Source organism: Paracoccus sp. TRP, from assembly GCF_000185925.1.
In the GTDB taxonomy this organism is placed as follows: domain Bacteria; phylum Pseudomonadota; class Alphaproteobacteria; order Rhodobacterales; family Rhodobacteraceae; genus Paracoccus; species Paracoccus kondratievae.
The window spans coordinates 1-17,971 of record NZ_AEPN01000057.1; the positions used below are offsets into that span (position 1 = coordinate 1).

Below are 17,971 nucleotides of genomic sequence, written 5' to 3' on the forward strand. Positions count from 1 at the left end.
GGGAATCCTTTTTGTCAACACAACCTAGTGAACAAGAGTTTTCCGAGCGGGCAACGAAGCTCCTTTCGATTGCATTCCTGCTGATATCGGCAAGCCTCTGCTTCCGAACCTACCAGCAGCCGACTTTCCTATGGAAAAGTAAAGAGTTAAGCATAAGGCCCGAATTGGTGTCGGGGGCGATTGCCATAATGATGCTTGTTCCCCTCTACGCCAGAGGAGTGCTGAGGTGGAGCAAATCCATATATGGAATAATCATTCTTATCCTTCTGTGGGTTATATATGCGGCACTTATTCAGGTCGCGATTGGAGGGGGTAAGGTAGTAAAGATTTCACAATATCTTATTGCATCTGCAGCTCTGCTTTCATGGCTAGGAATGCGCAGCGCTGCTGGACTATCATGGATACTTGCCTTTGCTGCGTGCATATATTCTATCATACAGAAGGGCGCAGCTCTGGAGATTTATGGGTTTATCCTTTTGGCAAGCGCTTTCCTCGGCTGCCTGCTTCACTCTGGTTTAGGTCCGAAGGATTTTATGCACGAGATCACTGATGAGTTCCATCTCAAGTCTCAGTCTGTCAGCCGACGTATATCTGACGACGTTAGCGCCGCAGGCAATGCTGCCGGGAAAATCATGTAGCATCAGCCTTATAGCTTGGCGCAGCAACGATAACCGTTTAAGATATCCAGCACGTCGCCCCACCTGTTGCCCCGCCCGGCCACCAGCTGGCAACATTCTGGTACCAAATCTTCCGTCTAATAGGAATCCTACCGCCCCAGCCAAAAATTTCCTCTGAAATTTCAGTAGCTTACCGTCACAGCGGTTGCCTTTAGGTGTTGCACGTTTCCGGACCTCAAGCCCGTAACAAATGACAAAGAAGCGTTTCTCTTTGTTAGCAAGACGGGACCGCAAGCACCCCTCGGCAGGGTACGGCAGCGCCGAAACTGCTGGCCGATAGCGCCAGTAACATTCGATCTGCAGGGCCAAGAACCTATCCAGATCGCCCCCCCACAAAGCGCAGAGAGGGCCTGCACGGTTGCTCGGCCCTGAAACTAAAAAGCCCGCCATTCACCAGGCGGGCTTTGTGTTTGCGAGCCTACAGACTGCTTCAGGCAGCCAGTTCGCCAGCCAACGAGTTCGGGGCGCTGTAGGTGATGCGCACCCGGACCAGATCACCAACCCTGGCCTCAGGCGCCTCGACAAAGACCGCATGAAGATAGTCGGACTTGCCGACCATCTGTCCCGGATTGCGGCCCGGTTTTTCGAACAGGACACCCAGTTCGCGCCCGACCATGCTTTCCTGAGCCGCACGCTGCTGGCTTGTCAGCAGGGTCTGCAACTCTTGCAATCGCGCATCGGCAACCGCGTCGTCAATGCAAGGCCGTTCATAGGCCGGTGTCCCGGGGCGTGGGGAATATTTGAAACTGAAAGCCGTGCCGAAATTCACCTCGCGCACAAGCGCCAGCGTGTCACGATGGTCCTGATCAGTCTCTCCCGGGAAGCCGACGATAAAATCGCTGGTCAGCATGATGTCAGGACGGGCTTTGCGGATACGCTCGACCAGACGCAGGTACTGGTCCACGGTATGCCGCCGGTTCATCGCCTTCAGAATGCTATTCGAACCAGATTGCACCGGCAGATGCAGATAAGGCATCAGCTTTGGCTCATCCCGATGCGCCTCGATCAGGTCATCAGCCATGTCATTGGGATGGCTGGTGGTATAGCGGATGCGGTCCAGCCCCTCGATCTCGGCAATGGCGCGGATCAGGCGGCCAAAACCCCATTCGCGGCCCTCGGGCCCCTCGCCATGCCAACCGTTGACGTTTTGCCCCAACAGCGTGATCTCGCGCACACCACGAGAGACCAGATCGCGCGCTTCGGCCAGAATGCGCGAGACGGGACGCGAGACCTCGGCCCCGCGGGTATAGGGCACCACGCAGAAGGCGCAGAACTTGTCGCAACCCTCTTGCACGGTCAGGAAGGCCGCGGGGGCGCGGCGGGTTGCGGCAGCAGGTTTGGGCAGATGCTCAAATTTGTCCTCTGCCGGGAATTCGGTATCGACGCCCCGCCCGGCACGAGCCATTGCCGGCAAGCGGTGATAGGCCTGCGGTCCGACCACCAGGTCAACGATGGGCATACGGCGCTGGATCTCTTCGCCCTCGGCCTGCGCGACGCATCCCGCGACGCCGATCTTCAGATCAGGCTTTTCCAGTTTGAGCGGTTTAAGCCGGCCAAGATCGGAATATAGCTTTTCTGCCGCTTTTTCACGGATATGGCAGGTGTTCAGCAAAACCATATCAGCTTCGGCCTGGTTCTCGGTCAGGACGTAGCCCTCGGCACCCATGGCCTCGGCCATGCGCTGGCTGTCATAGACGTTCATCTGGCAGCCATAGGTCTTGATGAAAAGTTTCTTCACCACCGGAGCGGTCTTGCTGGCTTCGTCACTCATGCCGTGCTGTCCTTGAGGTCCGCATGCTGATACAGGAATAAGCCCGGCTTGGAAAGTGTGGCGAGATGAGCGACCTGACCTCAGTCCCGAATATCGGCCCTGCGACCGCCCGCGCCCTGATCGGGGCCGGTATCCCCGATGCCGCGACCCTGCGCCGCCTCGGCGCGCATGAGGCCTATCGCACCCTGATCAACGCCGGAGAGCGGCCCCATTTCATCGGCTATTACGTCCTGCATATGGGGTTGCAAGGCAGGCCGTGGAACGATTGCCAGGGCGCAGAAAAAGCGGCGCTGCGCGCGCAATTCGATGCGCTGGTGGCCGAGACACGCGCCAACCCGCTCAGCGCCATCGAGGCTGAGCTTGACCAGATTGGCCTGCCTCGCCCGGCGGCAGTTTAACCGTCCCGGCTGGCAGTTTGCCAAAGGGCGACCCCCGCGCCCGGCACTTGGTCCAAAGGGCCACACCGCCCCATTGAACCGCCGCTGACGCCCGGATAGCCTGCAGATAAAGCGCAGATGGAGGCTGACGAGATGAACAAACCGCAAAGCTGGGAAGCCCGGGCCGAGACCTATTCGCTCTATGGTTTCACCGACATGCCTTCGCTGCATCAGCGCGGCACGGTCGTCGTGACCCATGGCGAGGGACCCTATATCGTCGATGTGAATGGCCGGCGTTATCTGGACGCCAACTCGGGCCTGTGGAACATGGTCGCGGGCTTTGACCACAAGGGGCTGATCGACGCCGCCAAGGCCCAATACGAGCGTTTTCCCGGTTATCACGCCTTTTTCGGCCGCATGTCCGATCAGACGGTAATGCTGTCGGAAAAGCTGGTCGAGGTGTCGCCCTTTGATTCGGGCCGGGTGTTCTATACAAACTCGGGGTCCGAGGCGAATGACACCATGGTCAAGATGCTATGGTTCCTGCATGCAGCCGAGGGCAAACCGCAAAAGCGCAAGATCCTGACCCGCTGGAACGCCTATCACGGCGTGACCGCCGTTTCGGCCAGCATGACCGGCAAGCCCTATAATTCGGTCTTTGGCCTGCCGCTGCCGGGCTTTGTGCATCTGACCTGCCCGCATTACTGGCGCTATGGCGAAGAGGGCGAAACCGAAGAGCAGTTCGTCGCCCGCCTCGCCCGCGAGCTGGAGGAAACGATCCAGCGCGAGGGCGCCGACACCATCGCCGGTTTCTTTGCCGAACCGGTGATGGGCGCGGGCGGCGTGATTCCCCCGGCCAAGGGGTATTTCCAGGCGATCCTGCCAATCCTGCGCAAATATGACATCCCGGTCATCTCGGACGAGGTGATCTGCGGTTTCGGACGCACCGGTAACACCTGGGGCTGCGTGACCTATGACTTTACACCCGATGCAATCATCTCGTCCAAGAATCTTACAGCGGGCTTTTTCCCCATGGGGGCGGTGATCCTTGGCCCGGAACTTTCCAAACGGCTGGAAACCGCAATCGAGGCGATCGAGGAATTCCCCCATGGCTTTACCGCCTCGGGCCATCCGGTCGGCTGTGCTATTGCGCTGAAAGCAATCGACGTGGTGATGAATGAAGGGCTGGCTGAGAACGTCCGCCGCCTTGCCCCCCGTTTCGAGGAAAGGCTGAAACATATCGCCGAGCGCCCGAACATCGGTGAATATCGCGGCATCGGCTTCATGTGGGCGCTGGAGGCTGTCAAGGACAAGGCAAGCAAGACGCCGTTCGACGGCAACCTGTCGGTCAGCGAGCGTATCGCCAATACCTGCACCGATCTGGGGCTGATTTGCCGGCCGCTTGGTCAGTCCGTCGTCCTTTGTCCGCCCTTTATCCTGACCGAGGCGCAGATGGATGAGATGTTCGATAAACTCGAAAAAGCCCTTGATAAGGTCTTTGCCGAGGTTGCCTGACCTGACTTGGGCGACCCCCCTACCAGGGGTCGCCCCCACCCAGAACCACACGCGCCATCTGCACCCGCTGCGGGGCGATATGTTCGCTTTCAGCGAAATCCAGCACGCGCTGATCATTTTCAAGCAGAAAATCCAGCACAAAAACCGCGAATTCCGGCCGCGCAGCCATGGCACGCAAACCAGCGGCATCGCTGCCCGATTGCATCAACAGCACCCGGACCAGTTCTGCATCCCTGGCGATATAGGCAAAGCCTGCATCTGCGATATCTCGCGCCTCTTTCGGTGTCATGCTGCTCTCACATTCTTGAACGATCAGGGCGATTTCACGCGACCCGGAAAGGATTTGTTAAACAATCTGGCGCATGATTGCGGGGCGGGAAAGCTGATAAGAAGCGAAATTGACCATGACAGGGCATATTCTTGTCGTCGACGGCGTACCGACCAATCGCATCACCATGAAGGTGCGGCTGGCTGCGGCATGTTATGAGGTCACGACCGCCACTACGGGGGTCGAGGCGCTGCAGCTCGCCCGGCAGATCCATCCGGATATCGTCCTGATCGGAGGCAGCCTGCGCGATATGGAAGGCGCCGCACTTTGCACGGCTTTGCGGTCGCTGCCCGGCGGCGCCAAGCGGCCAATCCTCGTTCAGGCAAGTGGCGGCGAGCGGGTCGAGGCTCTGCGCGCCGGCGCAGCAGGACTGATTGACCCTGGTGGGGACGATCTGACCTTGCTGGCCCGCATTCGCGGATTGATGCGGCATGAATGCGCAGCGGCCGAGGAATCGATTCCCGGCCTGGCCGAGGAACCTGCGCCATTCCTGGACGACAGCCACTCGCGCGCAGTGTTTATCGCCGACCAGCCAAGCACGGCAATGGGATGGCGCAATGCCCTGCAAAACCGGGTCGATTTCTCCATCTCGATCAGCGAAAGCGAGCGCGCCCTGGCCGAGGCCACCTCGGGGCGGGCTGCCGATCTTTATCTGATTGCGGCGGATATTCAGCAGCCTGGCGACGGGCTGCGTCTCTTGTCCGAACTGCGCTCGCGTCCGCTGTCGCGCGACGCAGGCCTCGTCGTCGCGCTGCGGCCGGATCAGGCGGTAATGATGCCGGTCGCGCTGGATCTCGGCGCGGGGGATGTACTGCCCTGGAACCTTGCCAGCCCACAGACCGCGCCCGAAGCGGCGATTCGCCTGCAAACGCAACTTGCACGCAAGCAGCTCGCCGACCACCGCCGGCAAGAGACTCAGCGCAACATGCGCTGGGCGATGACCGATCCGCTGACCGGGCTTCACAATCGGCGCTTTGCCCTGCCACGCCTCGCAGAGCTGGCCGCCGAAGCCCGCGAAGTTCAGATAGATCTGGCCGTGATGCTGCTGGATCTCGACCGTTTCAAACAGGTCAATGACATCCACGGCCATCCCGCCGGCGACGCGGTACTCACCGAAACGGCCGCCCGCCTCGCTGCCACCCTGCCCGAACACGCCTTGCTTGCCCGCATAGGCGGAGAAGAGTTCCTGGCAGTCGTACCCGATTGCTCTGGGCAGGGGGCGCGGCGTGTGGCCGAGCAGATGCGCCACGCGGTCATGGCCAGCCCAGTCACCCTGCCCCCGGGGGGGCTCGGCAAGGAGCTGACCGTCACCGTTTCCGTCGGCGTGGTGGTCGGTCAGGGACGAGGGGACGCGCTTTCGCTTGAACCCGAGGTTCTGCTTGCCAGCGCCGACCGGGCGCTTTTGAATGCCAAATCCTCGGGGCGAAACCGCATCGTCATGGCCTCGCATATAGCTATGGCATGAACTCCGCATGCAGCCGATTGTCGCGCCCGGATCCGACTCCCGCCGTACTTTCCTTTCGGGGGCGGTTGTCCTACATAGTTTGGGAACAGGAAAGGAACGTGCCCAATGGCTCATGCCGCCTCGCCCAATGCCTATTCCGATGCCGCCCAGCCCGAGCGTCCCGTCAAGCCCGCGATCCTGCGTGGCGCTATGGGCCGCTGCCCAAGCTGTGGGCATGGCCGGCTGTTCAAAGGCTATCTGACCGTCCGCGCAGCATGCCCGCATTGCGGAGAAGAGCTGCACCACCAGCGCGCCGATGACGGGCCGGCTTACCTGACCATCCTTTTGGTCTCGCATCTCGGCGCGCCGCTGCTTTTGGCAATCTTCATGGCATATCGGCCCTCGGCCATGGCCATGCTGATCGGCTTTGGCCTTGGCGCGGTGGTTCTGTCTCTGCTGCTGCTGCCGCGGATCAAGGGCGGGATGATCGGCTTTCAATGGGCGCGCCGCATGCATGGCTTTGGCGGGAACTCAGCCAGAGTCGAGGCCGACGCGCCGTGACTACCGCAACCGGGATCCTTACCCCCAATCGCGCCACCAGAGAGCAGCCGATCCGCGATGCCGCCACCGTCATCGTGCTTGATCGCAATACGCCGGATGGGCCATCGGTCCTGATGGGCCAAAGGGGTGCTTCGGCCGCCTTCATGCCCTCAAAGTACGTCTTTCCTGGCGGCGCAGTCGACGCGGCCGACGCAGATGTGCAATTTGCTGCGGAATTGCAGCAACAGACGGCCGCACTATTGGCGGCAGAACCACGTGAAGATGTGCAGGTGTCGCCCCGTGCACTCGCCGCCGCCGCTCTGCGCGAGCTCGCTGAGGAAACCGGGCTGATGATCGGCCCCCCCGGCCCCGCCCCAAGCGGATGGAGCCATTATGCCGACGCGGGTCTGGCCCCCGATCCCTCAACGCTGATCTATATGTTCCGCGCGATCACCCCGCCCGGCCGTCCGCGCCGTTTTGATGCACGTTTCCTGCTGCTTGACGCCGAGCGGCTGCATGGCAACCGGCATGATTTCAGCGGCGCCTGTGACGAACTCTCACATCTGCACTGGGTGCCGTTAACCGAGGCGCGGGCACTAGATCTTCCCTTCATCACCGAGGTGGTGTTGGCCGAGGTGGCAAGCCTGCTGTCCAGCGCCGGCACCGGGCCACTTGGGCCACCGCAGTCCGTACCATTCTTTGACAACCGGGCGGCGACACCACGATTTATGCGTATCGCCTGAAGCCGCCCGGCTATCTTGGCTTCACCGCCCCCTAAAGCGGGGGGCGCGTTTTTCCAGAAATGCCGTAACACCCTCGGCGAAATCGGCGGTTCGGGCCATTTCTCCCTGCAATTTCGCCTCAAGCTTCAGTTGGCTGGCCATATTGTTTCCACTTGAGGCCCGCAGAGCCTGGCGGATGGCCAGAAAGGCCGCTGTCGGCCCTTCGGCCAGCGATTTGGCGCGGGCGGCAATCACCGAATCAAACTCAGCGTCCGATACCGCCTCCCAGATCAGGCCCCACTCTGCCGCCTTGGCAGCCGGGATACGGTCGGCGAAAAGCATCATCCCCATGGCCCGCGGCACCCCGACCGAGCGTGGCACGATATAGGTCCCGCCCGCGTCGGGGATCAGCCCGATGCGACTGAATGCCTGCACAAAACCGGCACTTTCCGCAGCGATCACCACGTCGGCTGCCAGCGCCAGATTAGCCCCCGCCCCTGCCGCGATCCCGTTTACCGCTGCAATCACCGGGACCGGCGCATCGGCGATCGCGGCCAGCATCGGCTCATATTCCTCGCGCAGGATCTCTTCGACGTTGAAGCCCGCAGTCGCATCCGTCAGATCCTGACCCGAGCAGAAACCGCGCCCGTTCCCGGTCAGCACCACACAGCGTGTGCCCTGCGGCAGGTTCATCATCGCAGAAACGATCTCGGCCCGCATGGTGCGGTTAAGCGCGTTCACAACGTCAGGCCGATTCAGCGCCAGACGTGTGATTCCGTCCTGACTCGTCAGTTCAATTGTCTGAAAGCTCATCCTCATTCCCCTCTTTCAGCCATCCTGCCGAAGAGCGGCACAGGGAGAAAGCCCGACCCAGCGTCAGTCGCGCATGATCTTGTCAAGCCGGGCCTTTTCCTCGTCGCTAAGCTCAGTCGGGCCCACTTCGGCCACATTCCGCGACCGCAGGAAGCGCCAGCCCAGCACAAGTGCAAGCAGCGCCATGACCGGTCCGGCAAGATAAAGCAGCCAATTCACGCCCTGCGCCGGAGGCTCAAAGAGAACGTATTCACCGAAACGGTCTGCGACCGCCTGAATCGCCTGATCATTACTGTCGCCTGCGACCAGCCTCTCGCGCAGATAAAGCCGTAGGTCACGGCTGATCGGAGCGTTTGATTCGTCGATCGTCTCACCCTGACAGACTGGGCAGCGCAGCACGCGCGAGATCTCGCGCGCCCGTGCCTCAAGCGCGGGATCGGCCAGCACCTCGTCGGGCTGAACCGCAAAGGCAGGAAACGCGAATACAAGCGACAGGCAAAGAAGCAGGATGCGCATGTTTCACTCGGCCGGCTGAGGGCTGGGACGGGACTGACGCGCACCGGCTGCAACGCGATAGCGGCGGTCCGACAGGCTGATGCAACCGCCAAGCGCCATCAAAGCCACACCAAGCCAGATCCAGCTGGCAAAGGGTTTGATATAGGTGCGGACCGCCCAGCCTCCGTCAGGCTGCGTATCGCCGATCACCAGATAAAGGTCGCGGAACATACCGTTCTGGATCGCCGCCTCGGTCGTTGGCATTGCCTGAACCGGATAGATCCGCTTTTCGGGATAAAGCACCGCGACCTGACGGCCATCACGGGTGACCTTCATCGTCGCAACGGTGGCCTGATAGTTCGGGCCGGGACGCTCGTCTACCTCGGTAAGGGTGATGTCATAGGCAGAGACGCGGAACGTCTCGCCAATGTGGGCGACGCGAATATCCTCGACCTGCCAGGCCATCAGAAGGCTGATGCCGATAAAGGTAACGCCCAGCCCGGCATGGGCCACCGCCTTACCCCAATCAGCGCGCGGCAGCCGCCGCAGGCGCGCAAAACCCGAACTTCCGGTGCGCAACCACAAATCCGCAACCGCGCCGCCGACCAGCCATACCCCCAGCCCGCCTCCGATCACGGCAAGCGCAGAACGCCCGGTCGAGACCGCAAAGATCAGCGCCATGACAGCCCCGGTCAGTACCAGTGCCCCGCGCAGCGGATATAGCACACGGGCAAGCCGGCCGCGTTTCCACGGCAGGATGGCCCCCAGCGGCAGAATGATCGCAAGCGCCACCATGAAGGGCGTAAAGGCCTGCTCAAAGAACGGCGCGCCAACCGATAGCTTGCGATCCCACAGCATTTCGGCAACCAGAGGCCACATCGTCCCGACAAAGACCACAAAGGCCGAGACAGCCAGCAGGATGTTGTTGAGCACCAACGCCCCTTCGCGTGATACGGGGGCGAATGCACCCCGCGCCTGCATCGCCGGGGCACGGAAGGTGAACAGCGTCAGCGCCCCACCCAGAAATACCCCGAGGATCAGCAAGATGAACACGCCGCGCTCGGGGTCGCTGGCAAAGCTGTGAACCGAGGTGATGACGCCAGAACGCACAATGAAAGTACCGATCAGCGAAAAGCCAAAGGCCATGATCGCCAGCAGGATGGTCCAGCTTTTCAGCACTTCGCGCTTTTCGACGACAATGGCCGAATGCAGCAGCGCAGCCGCAATAAGCCAGGGCATGAAGCTGGCATTTTCGACCGGGTCCCAGAACCAGAAGCCACCCCAGCCGAGTTCGTAATAGGCCCACCACGAACCAAGGCCGATACCGATGGTCAGAAATATCCAGGCGGCCAGCGTCCAGGGCCGCACCCAACGCGCCCACGCGGCATCGACACGCCCCTCGATCAGCGCTGCAACCGCAAAGCTGAAGGCCATGCTAAGCCCGACATAGCCAAGATAAAGAAACGGCGGATGAAAGGCGAGGCCCGGGTCCTGCAGCAACGGATTCAGGTCGCGGCCATTGAAAGGCGGGCTAGCCATGCGCAGGAACGGGTTCGAGGTGAATAGAATAAAGGCAAGAAACGACATGCCAATTGCCGCCTGCACTGCCAGCACCCGCGCCCGCAGTTTCGGCGGCAGGTTGGCGTCAAAGGTCGCGACCGCCGCCCCAAAAAGCGACAGGATCAACACCCACAGCAGCATCGAGCCTTCGTGGTTTCCCCAGACGCCGCTGATCTTATAGATCATCGGCTTGGCGGTATGCGAGTTCTCATAGACCAGTGCGACCGAAAAATCCGAGGTGACAAAGGCCACGGTCAGCGCCGCAAAGGAAATGCCGATCAGGCCGAATTGCGCCAGCGCAGCGGGGCGCGCGGCCTCGATCCAGCCACTCCACCCCCGGGCGGCACCGACCATCGGCACGATGACCTGAAAGATCGCCACCGCAAGGGCGAGGATCAGGGCGAAATGGCCAAGTTCGGCGATCATAGGCTTCCTCCGGGTGGCTGGCCCGCACAATAGCGACGGCGCGGACAGCAAACCAGCCCTCCGCGCCTGCCATCTTGTCACAGCCTCGCTAGCGTGTCCCGCCAGCAGCAAGCCAATCGCTCAAGGCCGGGTTGTCGGCTACACTCTCGGCCCGATCTGCCTGTGCCGTCGCAAGAGGTTTTACCCCCATCTGTCCCGGACCTGCACTTGCCGGAATGATCGGCCGGGTACGGAAATAATACGCCTCACGCGCACCAAAATAAAAGCTGATGACAGCACCCAGCAGCCACCACAACGGTTCGGGAACAAGGTTCAGCCCCTGCATACGCAGACCGAACCCTTCGGGATCAGCCATGGCATAGACGAACAGTCCGACCGTCCCCAGCGTCATCAGCGGTCGCGGCAGACGGTTCAGCCCGTTCATCAGGCTGTCGAACCAGTTGCAGGGCTGGATCGAGAACTCGGCCCCGTACTGGGCAATCGCGCGGGCATAGGCCTCTTCGTCCAGCTCCATGCGGCGGGTCGCGTTCTCACGAAACAGTCCCGCCATGCCGGTCGCGGCATTGGTTACGGTGGCGACAGCGGCGCCGGCACCCAGGAAACGATCCATTACCCCCATTTTGCGATCCTCTCGCGATGTTCTGTCATGGTCAGGTGATAGCGGGCCGAGATAAATTCTTCGGCACGCCGGATCCATCCGCCCTTGCCCCCCGAACGCGTACGGGCGAATTTTCGGCTGGCCGGACGGGTGTCAGCCAGCGCGTAGTAGTAATTGCGCCTCGCGATACCATAAGCGTCAGCGAAATGATCGGGCGCAGCGGCATCGGCCTGATGTGCCGCGGTGATCGTCAAAGGCCCGACGATGCCGTCATCCGCGATCAGAAACCCCATCTGAGAGATCAGCCGTTGCAGGATCTTCACTGCATTGGCCCCGGCATTGACATACATGTCAAAGACGGACGGCTGCACCGATTGAGGCAGCGCGGCAAGACGCGGCCTGCGAAAGTAATGCTCGACAAGAATGGCGTTCGCGTCAGCGCGGGTCAGTGCCTTGACATCCGCCGCATCAATCCGCCCGTCGCCGGTCTTGTCGATACCAAGCCGCCTTAACGTCGCAAGTGTGACGCCGAAATTTGTCGCCCCACCCGGATCGTCGGGATCGTTTACATATCCACCTTCGCGGGCGACGATTTCGGCCGCGATCTGTTCTACAGTCTTCATTCCAGCCCCCGGTCTGAAAGAGACCAAAAGCTGGAGAAGTCAGGTTAACGGGCGGTTACCACAGCGCGCGTTGCGTCAGGAGTTCGGATCCTCGTAAACACCCTGTTCCTTAAGCGAATCTATCACCTCACGAGGCATATAATTCTCGTCATGCTTGGCGAGAATTTCGGTGGCGATGAAGGTGTCACCCTCCATCCGACCGGTACCGATCATGCCCTGACCTTCGGCGAAAAGGTCGGGCAGAACGCCTGTAAAGCGCACGGGAATGCTCGCGCCGCCATCCGTGACGCGAAAGCTGACCGTTTCACCCGCGCCACGGATCAGGGTGCCGTCCTCGACCAGGCCTCCAAGGCGGAAAATCTCGCCCAGAGATGGCGGATTCTCGGCCATCTGGCTGGGCGAACGGTAAAGGTTGATGCCATCACGAAACCCATATCCGATCAGCCCCACCGCCAGAACAAGGGCCACCGCAGCAGCGATGATGATCTGGATACGACGCTTTTTCTTAAGTGATTTCATGGTATAAACTTCCAAAGTTCAGGCACCTTCAAACCTGATCGAATGGCGCATGAACTGTGTTGCCTTGCCCGAAACCCGCGTGGGATCGCCGGTGGTCAGAAAACGCGAGACCGTGCCTTTCCCGACCATTTCCGGGTGGCGGCCCAGATAATCCTCAAGGCTTTCGGCAACCAGGTTGGGCTGGGAGTAAACCTTGACCTTAGGCCCCAGCGCCTTCTGGAACGCGTCCTGAACAAGAGGATAATGGGTGCAGCCAAGGATCGCCGCCTCGGGATGGGGCATCCGGCGCAGCAGCGCCTCGACATGAGAGGTCACCAGCGCCTCGGCCAGAATTTCATCACCCATCTCGATCGCATCGACGACACCGCCGCAGGGCTGCGCCTCGACGTCGACGCCAATGGCACGGAAAGCAAGCTCACGTTGAAAGGCGCGGCTGGCGACCGTCGCAGGGGTGGCAAACAGCGCCACATGCTTAACTGCAACCTCGCGCGGCGGAGAGTTGTCACCCCAGCCCCGTTCCGTCAGCGCCTCGATCATCGGGACAAAGACGCCAAGCACCCGCTTATCCGAAGGAAGCCAGGTCTCTTGCATGCGTTTCAGCGCAGCGGCCGAGGCCGTGTTGCACGCAAGGATAACCAGATCGCAACCTTCGGCCCACAGCCGTTCCACCCCGGCACAGGTCAGGTTGAAAATGTCATCGGCATCGCGCACGCCATAAGGCGCATGGGCGTTGTCGCCCAGATAGACCAGCGGCAGGTCAGGCATTCGGGCGGCTATTGCGGCCAGCACTGTCAGACCGCCCAAACCCGAATCGAATACGCCTACTGCCATGATCAGCCTCCTGCACGCGACGCGTCTTTTTAGGACGCGCGGCCTCTGATTGCCATGATTTATGTCAGGCTGCACCCGTTGGGGCAGCCATGCCCGACCAAGGCCGCAAAACACATACACCGCAAGTCCTTACGGGCCCGGTGCTGCCCTGCCGTGCGCCATGCTTGACCTGCGGCGCAAGGTCGCGCATCACGGCTTTGCCTTTAGCCCAGCTTCGTCGCATTGTCCTGAACGCCAGCCAAAGACCTTGGGCCGGGCATTGCTGTTCAAAACGGCGTGACCGCCCCTTGGGTTGAATCGCCAGCGCACATGGAATTTTTATGTGCTCTTGCAGCCCTCATCCTTGGCTTGGCCGCTCGCGCGGCAGGACAAGTCAGCAACACTGACCGAGAAACAGTTTTCCCGGCATCTTGCAGACTTGTTCCGCTAACCTACTGTGATAAGGGTTGCACAAAATGCATGGCTGATGCCGCAAGAAAGCATTGTTATGGATTGGGACAAGTTAAGAATATTCCACGCCGTCGCCGACGCGGGCAGCCTGACCCACGCGGGCGATGTGTTGCACCTGTCCCAATCTGCCGTCAGCCGTCAGATCCGTGCGCTTGAGGATTCTCTGGGCACGACCCTGTTCCACCGGCATGCCCGGGGTCTGATCCTGACCGAACAGGGCGAATTGCTGTTCGAGGCGACCTCGTCCATGGTGCGCAAGCTCGACACCACCGCTGCCCGGATCCGCGACAGCGAGGAAGGCGTTTTCGGCGAGCTGAAGGTGACGACCACCACGGGCTTTGGCACGCTGTGGCTGGTGCCGCGTCTGGCCAAGCTTTATGACCGCTATCCCGATCTCAAGATCGACCTGATGCTGGAAGAGCGCGTTCTCGATCTGCCCATGCGCGAGGCAGACGTCGCCATCCGTATGAAAGAGCCGAACCAGCAGGACCTGATCCGCCGCCGGCTGCTCAATATCCGCATGCGCCTTTATGCAACGCCGGAATACCTTGAACGGGCCGGCACCCCCGAACGGGTCGAGGATATGGGCGCGCACCGGCTGATCTGCCAGAACCCGCAGACGCCTCAGGTCAGTTCGGGGGCAGTCCTGTCGCAAATGGTCCTGGCGCAGAACATGAAATCGACGCTGATGGTGAACAACTATTTCGGCGTGCTGCAAGCGGTGCTCAGCCATGTCGGCATCGGCGTGCTGCCTGACTATCTTAGCGTGGACTTTCCAAACCTGATCCGCGTGCTGCCTGATATTCAATCAGGCGAAGTGCCGGTGTTTCTCGCCTTCCCCGAAGAGCTGCGCACCTCGCGCCGGGTCGCGGCCTTCCGTGACTTCGTGCTGGAAGAGATCCAGTCCCTGCGCCGTCAGCAGACCGAGGAGGAAATTGCCAATCCATCCGTGGATTGACCGGTAAAGCGGCAGGAATTCTGCCGTTTTGCACGAGGCATTCGCAGATTGCATATCGGCCATGTGCTGCAATGCGGAAATCAGCCTTGAACCATTCGCCAACTGCACATATTTCCGATCTCGAAGGGGATGATTTGAGGAAACTCTCATCACCTTCAACCTCCCTGTTGGACTTGAGCCGGGCTTTATGCCCGGCTTTTTTTTCGCCCTTTCGTGACCTTGGTGCCGTCCGCACGCGCGAGCCTCTTTCCTAACCGGGCCGTGGCGCTTAAAAGGCCGCAAACCGGGGAAAAGGGCGCCAAGATGAACGAACCGCAGATCACCGAGGAACTGATCGCCGCACATGGGTTAAAGCCTGATGAGTACCAGCGCATCCTCGAGATCATCGGCCGCGAGCCGACTTTCACCGAGCTTGGCATCTTTTCAGCCATGTGGAACGAGCATTGTTCCTACAAGTCGTCCAAGAAATGGCTGCGTACCCTGCCGACCACCGGCCCGCAGGTGATCTGTGGCCCGGGCGAGAATGCAGGTGTTGTGGATATTGGCGACGGTCAGGCCGTGGTCTTCAAGATGGAGAGCCACAACCACCCAAGCTATATCGAACCCCATCAGGGCGCCGCGACCGGCGTTGGCGGCATCCTGCGCGACGTCTTTACCATGGGTGCCCGCCCCATCGCCGCCATGGACGCGCTGTCCTTTGGCCGCCCCGAGCACCCCAAGACCGCCCATCTCGTCAAGGGCGTAGTCGAGGGGATCGGCGCTTATGGCAACGCTTTCGGCGTGCCGAACGTCGGCGGCGAAGTACGCTTCCACAGCAGCTATGATGGCAACTGCCTGGTCAACGCCTTTGCCGCGGGCCTGGCTGACGCCGACAAGATCTTTTATTCGGCGGCCTCGGGCGTCGGCATGCCCGTCGTCTATCTGGGTGCCAAGACCGGCCGCGATGGCGTCGGCGGCGCGACCATGGCCTCGGCCGAATTTGACGACACCATCGAAGAAAAGCGCCCGACCGTGCAGGTCGGCGACCCCTTCACCGAAAAATGCCTGCTCGAAGCCTGCCTTGAATTGATGCAGACGGATTCGGTGATCTCGATCCAGGATATGGGCGCGGCGGGTCTGACCTGTTCGGCCGTCGAGATGGGCGACAAAGGCGGTCTTGGGATCAAGCTGGTGCTCGACAACGTGCCCCAGCGCGAAACCGGCATGACCGCCTACGAGATGATGCTCTCGGAAAGCCAGGAGCGGATGCTCATGGTCCTGAAACCCGAGAAAGAAGCCGAGGCCCGCGCGATCTTTGAGAAATGGGATCTGGATTTTGCCATCGTCGGCGAAACCATCGCCGAGGATCGTTTCCTGATCGTGCACGGAAATGAGGTCAAGGCGGATCTGCCGCTGTCGAAACTCAGCTCCAGCGCCCCTGAATATGACCGCCCCTGGGTCGAGACCCCGGCCGCGGCCGAGATGCCCTCTCTGCCCGCCATCACCCCGATCGCTGCGCTCAAGGCGCTGATCGGCAGCCCCAACTACGCCCATAAAGGCTGGGTCTGGGAACAATATGACACGCAGGTCGGTGCTGATACCGTCCGCCGCCCCGGCCTTGGCGCCGGCGTGGTGCGCGTCCATGGCACGCAAAAGGCCCTGGCCTTTACCAGCGACGTGACCCCGCGCTATGTCCGCGCCAATCCCTATGAAGGCGGCAAACAGGCCGTGGCCGAGGCCTATCGCAACCTGACCGCCTGTGGCGCCCTGCCCTTGGCTGCAACGGACAACCTGAATTTCGGTAATCCTGAAAAACCCGAGATCATGGGGCAATTCGTCGGCGCAATCCGCGGTATCGGCGAGGCATGCAAGGCGCTCGACTTCCCGATCGTTTCGGGCAACGTCTCGCTTTACAATGAAACCGACGGCAAGGGTATTCTGCCCACCCCGACCATTGGCGGCGTCGGCTTGATTGCCGATCTGGACGATCTGATCGCGGGCCTGCCGTCCGAGGGTGATCTGGCGCTGGTCATCGGAGAAACGCGTGGCCACCTTGGCCAGTCGGCGCTTGCCGCCGAGGCCTTTGGTATCGAGGCCGGGGACGCCCCCCATGTGGACCTGAGCGCCGAACGTCGGAATGGTGAATTCCTGCGCGCCGAGCGCAAGCTCGTTTCGGCCGCAACCGACCTGTCGGATGGTGGCCTGGCCCTCGCCGCCTTCGAAATGGCCGAGGCAGCTGGGCTGGGTGTCACGCTTGACAGCGCCGAAATCGCCCAGCTTTTCGGCGAAGATCAGGCCCGCTATCTCGTCGCCTGCTCGTCCGAAAACGCCGCCAAGCTGACCGAGGCCGCCCATGCCGCCGGCGTGCCGCTGGCACAGGTTGGTCGCTTTGGGGGGGAGCAGGTCAGGTTCGGTGGCGATGCAGCGCCCTTGGCCGAACTGTCGGGTCTCTACCGTACTGCCTTTGAAAAAAGCCTTAAGCTCGAAGTTTGAGGCGGCCTGCATAAGATCCGGGTGCGCCTTGCCTGAGCGCACCCCCATACCGCTTTGTCCTTGTTGGTCACTGCACCCGCCCAGAACAGCCCCTGCTCTAGCTGATCCGGTGTACAGTCTCAAACACTGATGGTCGGTTTGGCAGATGGTGGATGGCTAAGCTACATACGGGCCAAAGCCATAATGGGCCCATCGCGTCTCCCTGCCGCGCAGATGCGCAATGCGCATAGCAGCAGAAAAACACTGAAAATCAAAAGTCTATCGCATTGAGACTCTGCCATAGCGATGCGGCAGATCTGCCTGACGATCCCCCCAAAAGCGTTCGGCAAATTCTGATAGATGCCTACGAAGGTCAGAGCACTGCGCCACCGCGAACACCTGCACCCTGCCGAGCTTCACGGACATCCCGCCGCGTTTCTTGCTCCGGAACCGCCAGCCGATCCCGCCAACTACTGATGCCCCGCCACCAAGCGGCAGAACAACACCAGTCGCACCGGCACAGCACCATTGCGGACATTGAAGCAAAAATGCTCTGCCCCAGTCGAGGTAATGACACCAGCAGTTGCAAGGACCGAACCGCCGACGAGAAGAATGTAGCGCAGTACCAGCGCAATAGCTCCTTTGAGCGGGACTTATCTCCTTTTGAAGATGGATTGTAGAAACGCCAGCAGCGCTGCCCAAATTCCGCCTGACGGGGCTGTGTCGGGCACGCTTCCTTTCGGCATCCTCGCCGGTGTCTCAAACACGCCTTCTCAGTTGCACGGCGGCGAACCAGCCCGTTCAGGACCTTACCACCGCCTTGTTCCACCTCGGAAACTCTGCGGCTGGACCTGTCACGGTTTGGTGCCGCTC

17 protein-coding genes are annotated in these 17,971 nt (G+C 61.0%); 8 read left to right on the forward strand and 9 right to left on the reverse strand.

Features of this window, described 5'->3' with window-relative positions; all coding sequences use genetic code 11:
* A partial coding sequence (locus PARACOCCUSGL_RS22080; protein WP_010399656.1) for a hypothetical protein occupies window positions 1-638 on the forward strand: 638 nt, incomplete at its 5' end.
* A gap of 469 nt (window positions 639-1,107) precedes the next feature.
* Here PARACOCCUSGL_RS22080 and miaB read toward each other — a convergent pair.
* Window positions 1,108-2,448, reverse strand: coding sequence for a tRNA (N6-isopentenyl adenosine(37)-C2)-methylthiotransferase MiaB (gene miaB / locus PARACOCCUSGL_RS0117800; RefSeq protein ID WP_010399659.1), 1,341 nt, complete (start codon window positions 2,446-2,448; stop codon window positions 1,108-1,110).
* Window positions 2,449-2,513: 65 nt separating this feature from the next.
* On the opposite strand from miaB, the gene PARACOCCUSGL_RS0117805 reads away from it, so the two are divergent.
* Window positions 2,514-2,846: a TfoX/Sxy family protein gene (locus PARACOCCUSGL_RS0117805; RefSeq protein WP_010399661.1), complete on the forward strand. Its 333-nt coding sequence runs from the start codon at window positions 2,514-2,516 to the stop codon at window positions 2,844-2,846.
* Window positions 2,847-2,978: 132 nt separating this feature from the next.
* Window positions 2,979-4,340, forward strand: coding sequence for an aminotransferase (locus tag PARACOCCUSGL_RS0117810; protein WP_040602310.1), 1,362 nt, complete (start codon window positions 2,979-2,981; stop codon window positions 4,338-4,340).
* 19 nt (window positions 4,341-4,359) lie between these two features.
* Here the strand turns inward: PARACOCCUSGL_RS0117810 and PARACOCCUSGL_RS0117815 are convergent, their stop codons facing one another.
* Entirely contained in the window at window positions 4,360-4,629 is a 270-nt protein-coding gene (locus PARACOCCUSGL_RS0117815) for a DUF3572 domain-containing protein (RefSeq protein ID WP_010399665.1), read from the reverse strand.
* A gap of 115 nt (window positions 4,630-4,744) precedes the next feature.
* Here PARACOCCUSGL_RS0117815 and PARACOCCUSGL_RS0117820 point away from each other — a divergent pair, with 115 nt between their 5' ends.
* The 3 genes from PARACOCCUSGL_RS0117820 to PARACOCCUSGL_RS0117830 all read left to right on the forward strand — a co-directional run bounded on the left by PARACOCCUSGL_RS0117820 (window position 4,745) and on the right by PARACOCCUSGL_RS0117830 (window position 7,395).
* A complete protein-coding gene (locus PARACOCCUSGL_RS0117820; RefSeq protein WP_010399667.1) occupies window positions 4,745-6,133 on the forward strand; it encodes a diguanylate cyclase in 1,389 nt (462 codons plus the stop codon).
* 105 nt (window positions 6,134-6,238) lie between these two features.
* Entirely contained in the window at window positions 6,239-6,673 is a 435-nt protein-coding gene (locus PARACOCCUSGL_RS0117825) for a DUF983 domain-containing protein (RefSeq protein ID WP_010399669.1), read from the forward strand.
* Window positions 6,670-7,395 (forward strand): NUDIX domain-containing protein, encoded by a 726-nt coding sequence (locus tag PARACOCCUSGL_RS0117830; RefSeq protein WP_010399672.1) that lies wholly within the window; start codon window positions 6,670-6,672, stop codon window positions 7,393-7,395. The genes PARACOCCUSGL_RS0117825 and PARACOCCUSGL_RS0117830 overlap by 4 nt, the downstream gene beginning before the upstream one ends.
* A 21-nt stretch (window positions 7,396-7,416) precedes the next feature.
* On the opposite strand, the gene PARACOCCUSGL_RS0117835 is transcribed toward PARACOCCUSGL_RS0117830, so the two are convergent.
* The 7 genes from PARACOCCUSGL_RS0117835 to PARACOCCUSGL_RS0117865 all read right to left on the reverse strand — a co-directional run bounded on the left by PARACOCCUSGL_RS0117835 (window position 7,417) and on the right by PARACOCCUSGL_RS0117865 (window position 13,239).
* The gene (locus tag PARACOCCUSGL_RS0117835) at window positions 7,417-8,187 is read right to left on the reverse strand and encodes an enoyl-CoA hydratase-related protein (protein WP_010399674.1); all 771 of its coding nucleotides are present in this window, start codon (window positions 8,185-8,187) and stop codon (window positions 7,417-7,419) included.
* A 63-nt stretch (window positions 8,188-8,250) separates the two neighbouring features.
* Window positions 8,251-8,703: a cytochrome c-type biogenesis protein gene (locus PARACOCCUSGL_RS0117840; RefSeq protein ID WP_010399675.1), complete on the reverse strand. Its 453-nt coding sequence runs from the start codon at window positions 8,701-8,703 to the stop codon at window positions 8,251-8,253.
* A gap of 3 nt (window positions 8,704-8,706) precedes the next feature.
* Window positions 8,707-10,668, reverse strand: a complete 1,962-nt coding sequence (locus PARACOCCUSGL_RS0117845; RefSeq protein WP_010399678.1) for a heme lyase CcmF/NrfE family subunit — start codon at window positions 10,666-10,668, stop codon at window positions 8,707-8,709.
* 88 nt (window positions 10,669-10,756) lie between these two features.
* Window positions 10,757-11,278: a holin family protein gene (locus PARACOCCUSGL_RS0117850; protein ID WP_010399680.1), complete on the reverse strand. Its 522-nt coding sequence runs from the start codon at window positions 11,276-11,278 to the stop codon at window positions 10,757-10,759.
* Window positions 11,278-11,889, reverse strand: coding sequence for a holin-associated N-acetylmuramidase (locus PARACOCCUSGL_RS0117855; RefSeq protein WP_010399683.1), 612 nt, complete (start codon window positions 11,887-11,889; stop codon window positions 11,278-11,280). The genes PARACOCCUSGL_RS0117850 and PARACOCCUSGL_RS0117855 overlap by 1 nt, the downstream gene beginning before the upstream one ends.
* Before the next feature lie 75 nt (window positions 11,890-11,964).
* Window positions 11,965-12,408 carry a cytochrome c maturation protein CcmE gene (ccmE, locus tag PARACOCCUSGL_RS0117860; protein WP_010399685.1) on the reverse strand — a complete coding sequence of 148 codons (444 nt, stop codon included), beginning with the start codon at window positions 12,406-12,408 and terminating at the stop codon, window positions 11,965-11,967.
* An 18-nt stretch (window positions 12,409-12,426) separates the two neighbouring features.
* Complete coding sequence (locus PARACOCCUSGL_RS0117865; protein WP_010399687.1) at window positions 12,427-13,239, reverse strand: glutamate racemase; 813 nt, start codon at window positions 13,237-13,239, stop codon at window positions 12,427-12,429.
* 487 nt (window positions 13,240-13,726) lie between these two features.
* Between PARACOCCUSGL_RS0117865 and PARACOCCUSGL_RS0117870 the strand changes: the two genes are divergently transcribed.
* Together PARACOCCUSGL_RS0117870 and purL are read left to right on the forward strand one after the other, a co-directional pair.
* Window positions 13,727-14,647, forward strand: a complete 921-nt coding sequence (locus tag PARACOCCUSGL_RS0117870; RefSeq protein WP_010399690.1) for a LysR family transcriptional regulator — start codon at window positions 13,727-13,729, stop codon at window positions 14,645-14,647.
* Between the two features lie 303 nt (window positions 14,648-14,950).
* Entirely contained in the window at window positions 14,951-17,119 is a 2,169-nt protein-coding gene (gene purL / locus PARACOCCUSGL_RS0117875) for a phosphoribosylformylglycinamidine synthase subunit PurL (protein WP_010399692.1), read from the forward strand.
* Window positions 17,120-17,971 lie beyond the last annotated feature (852 nt).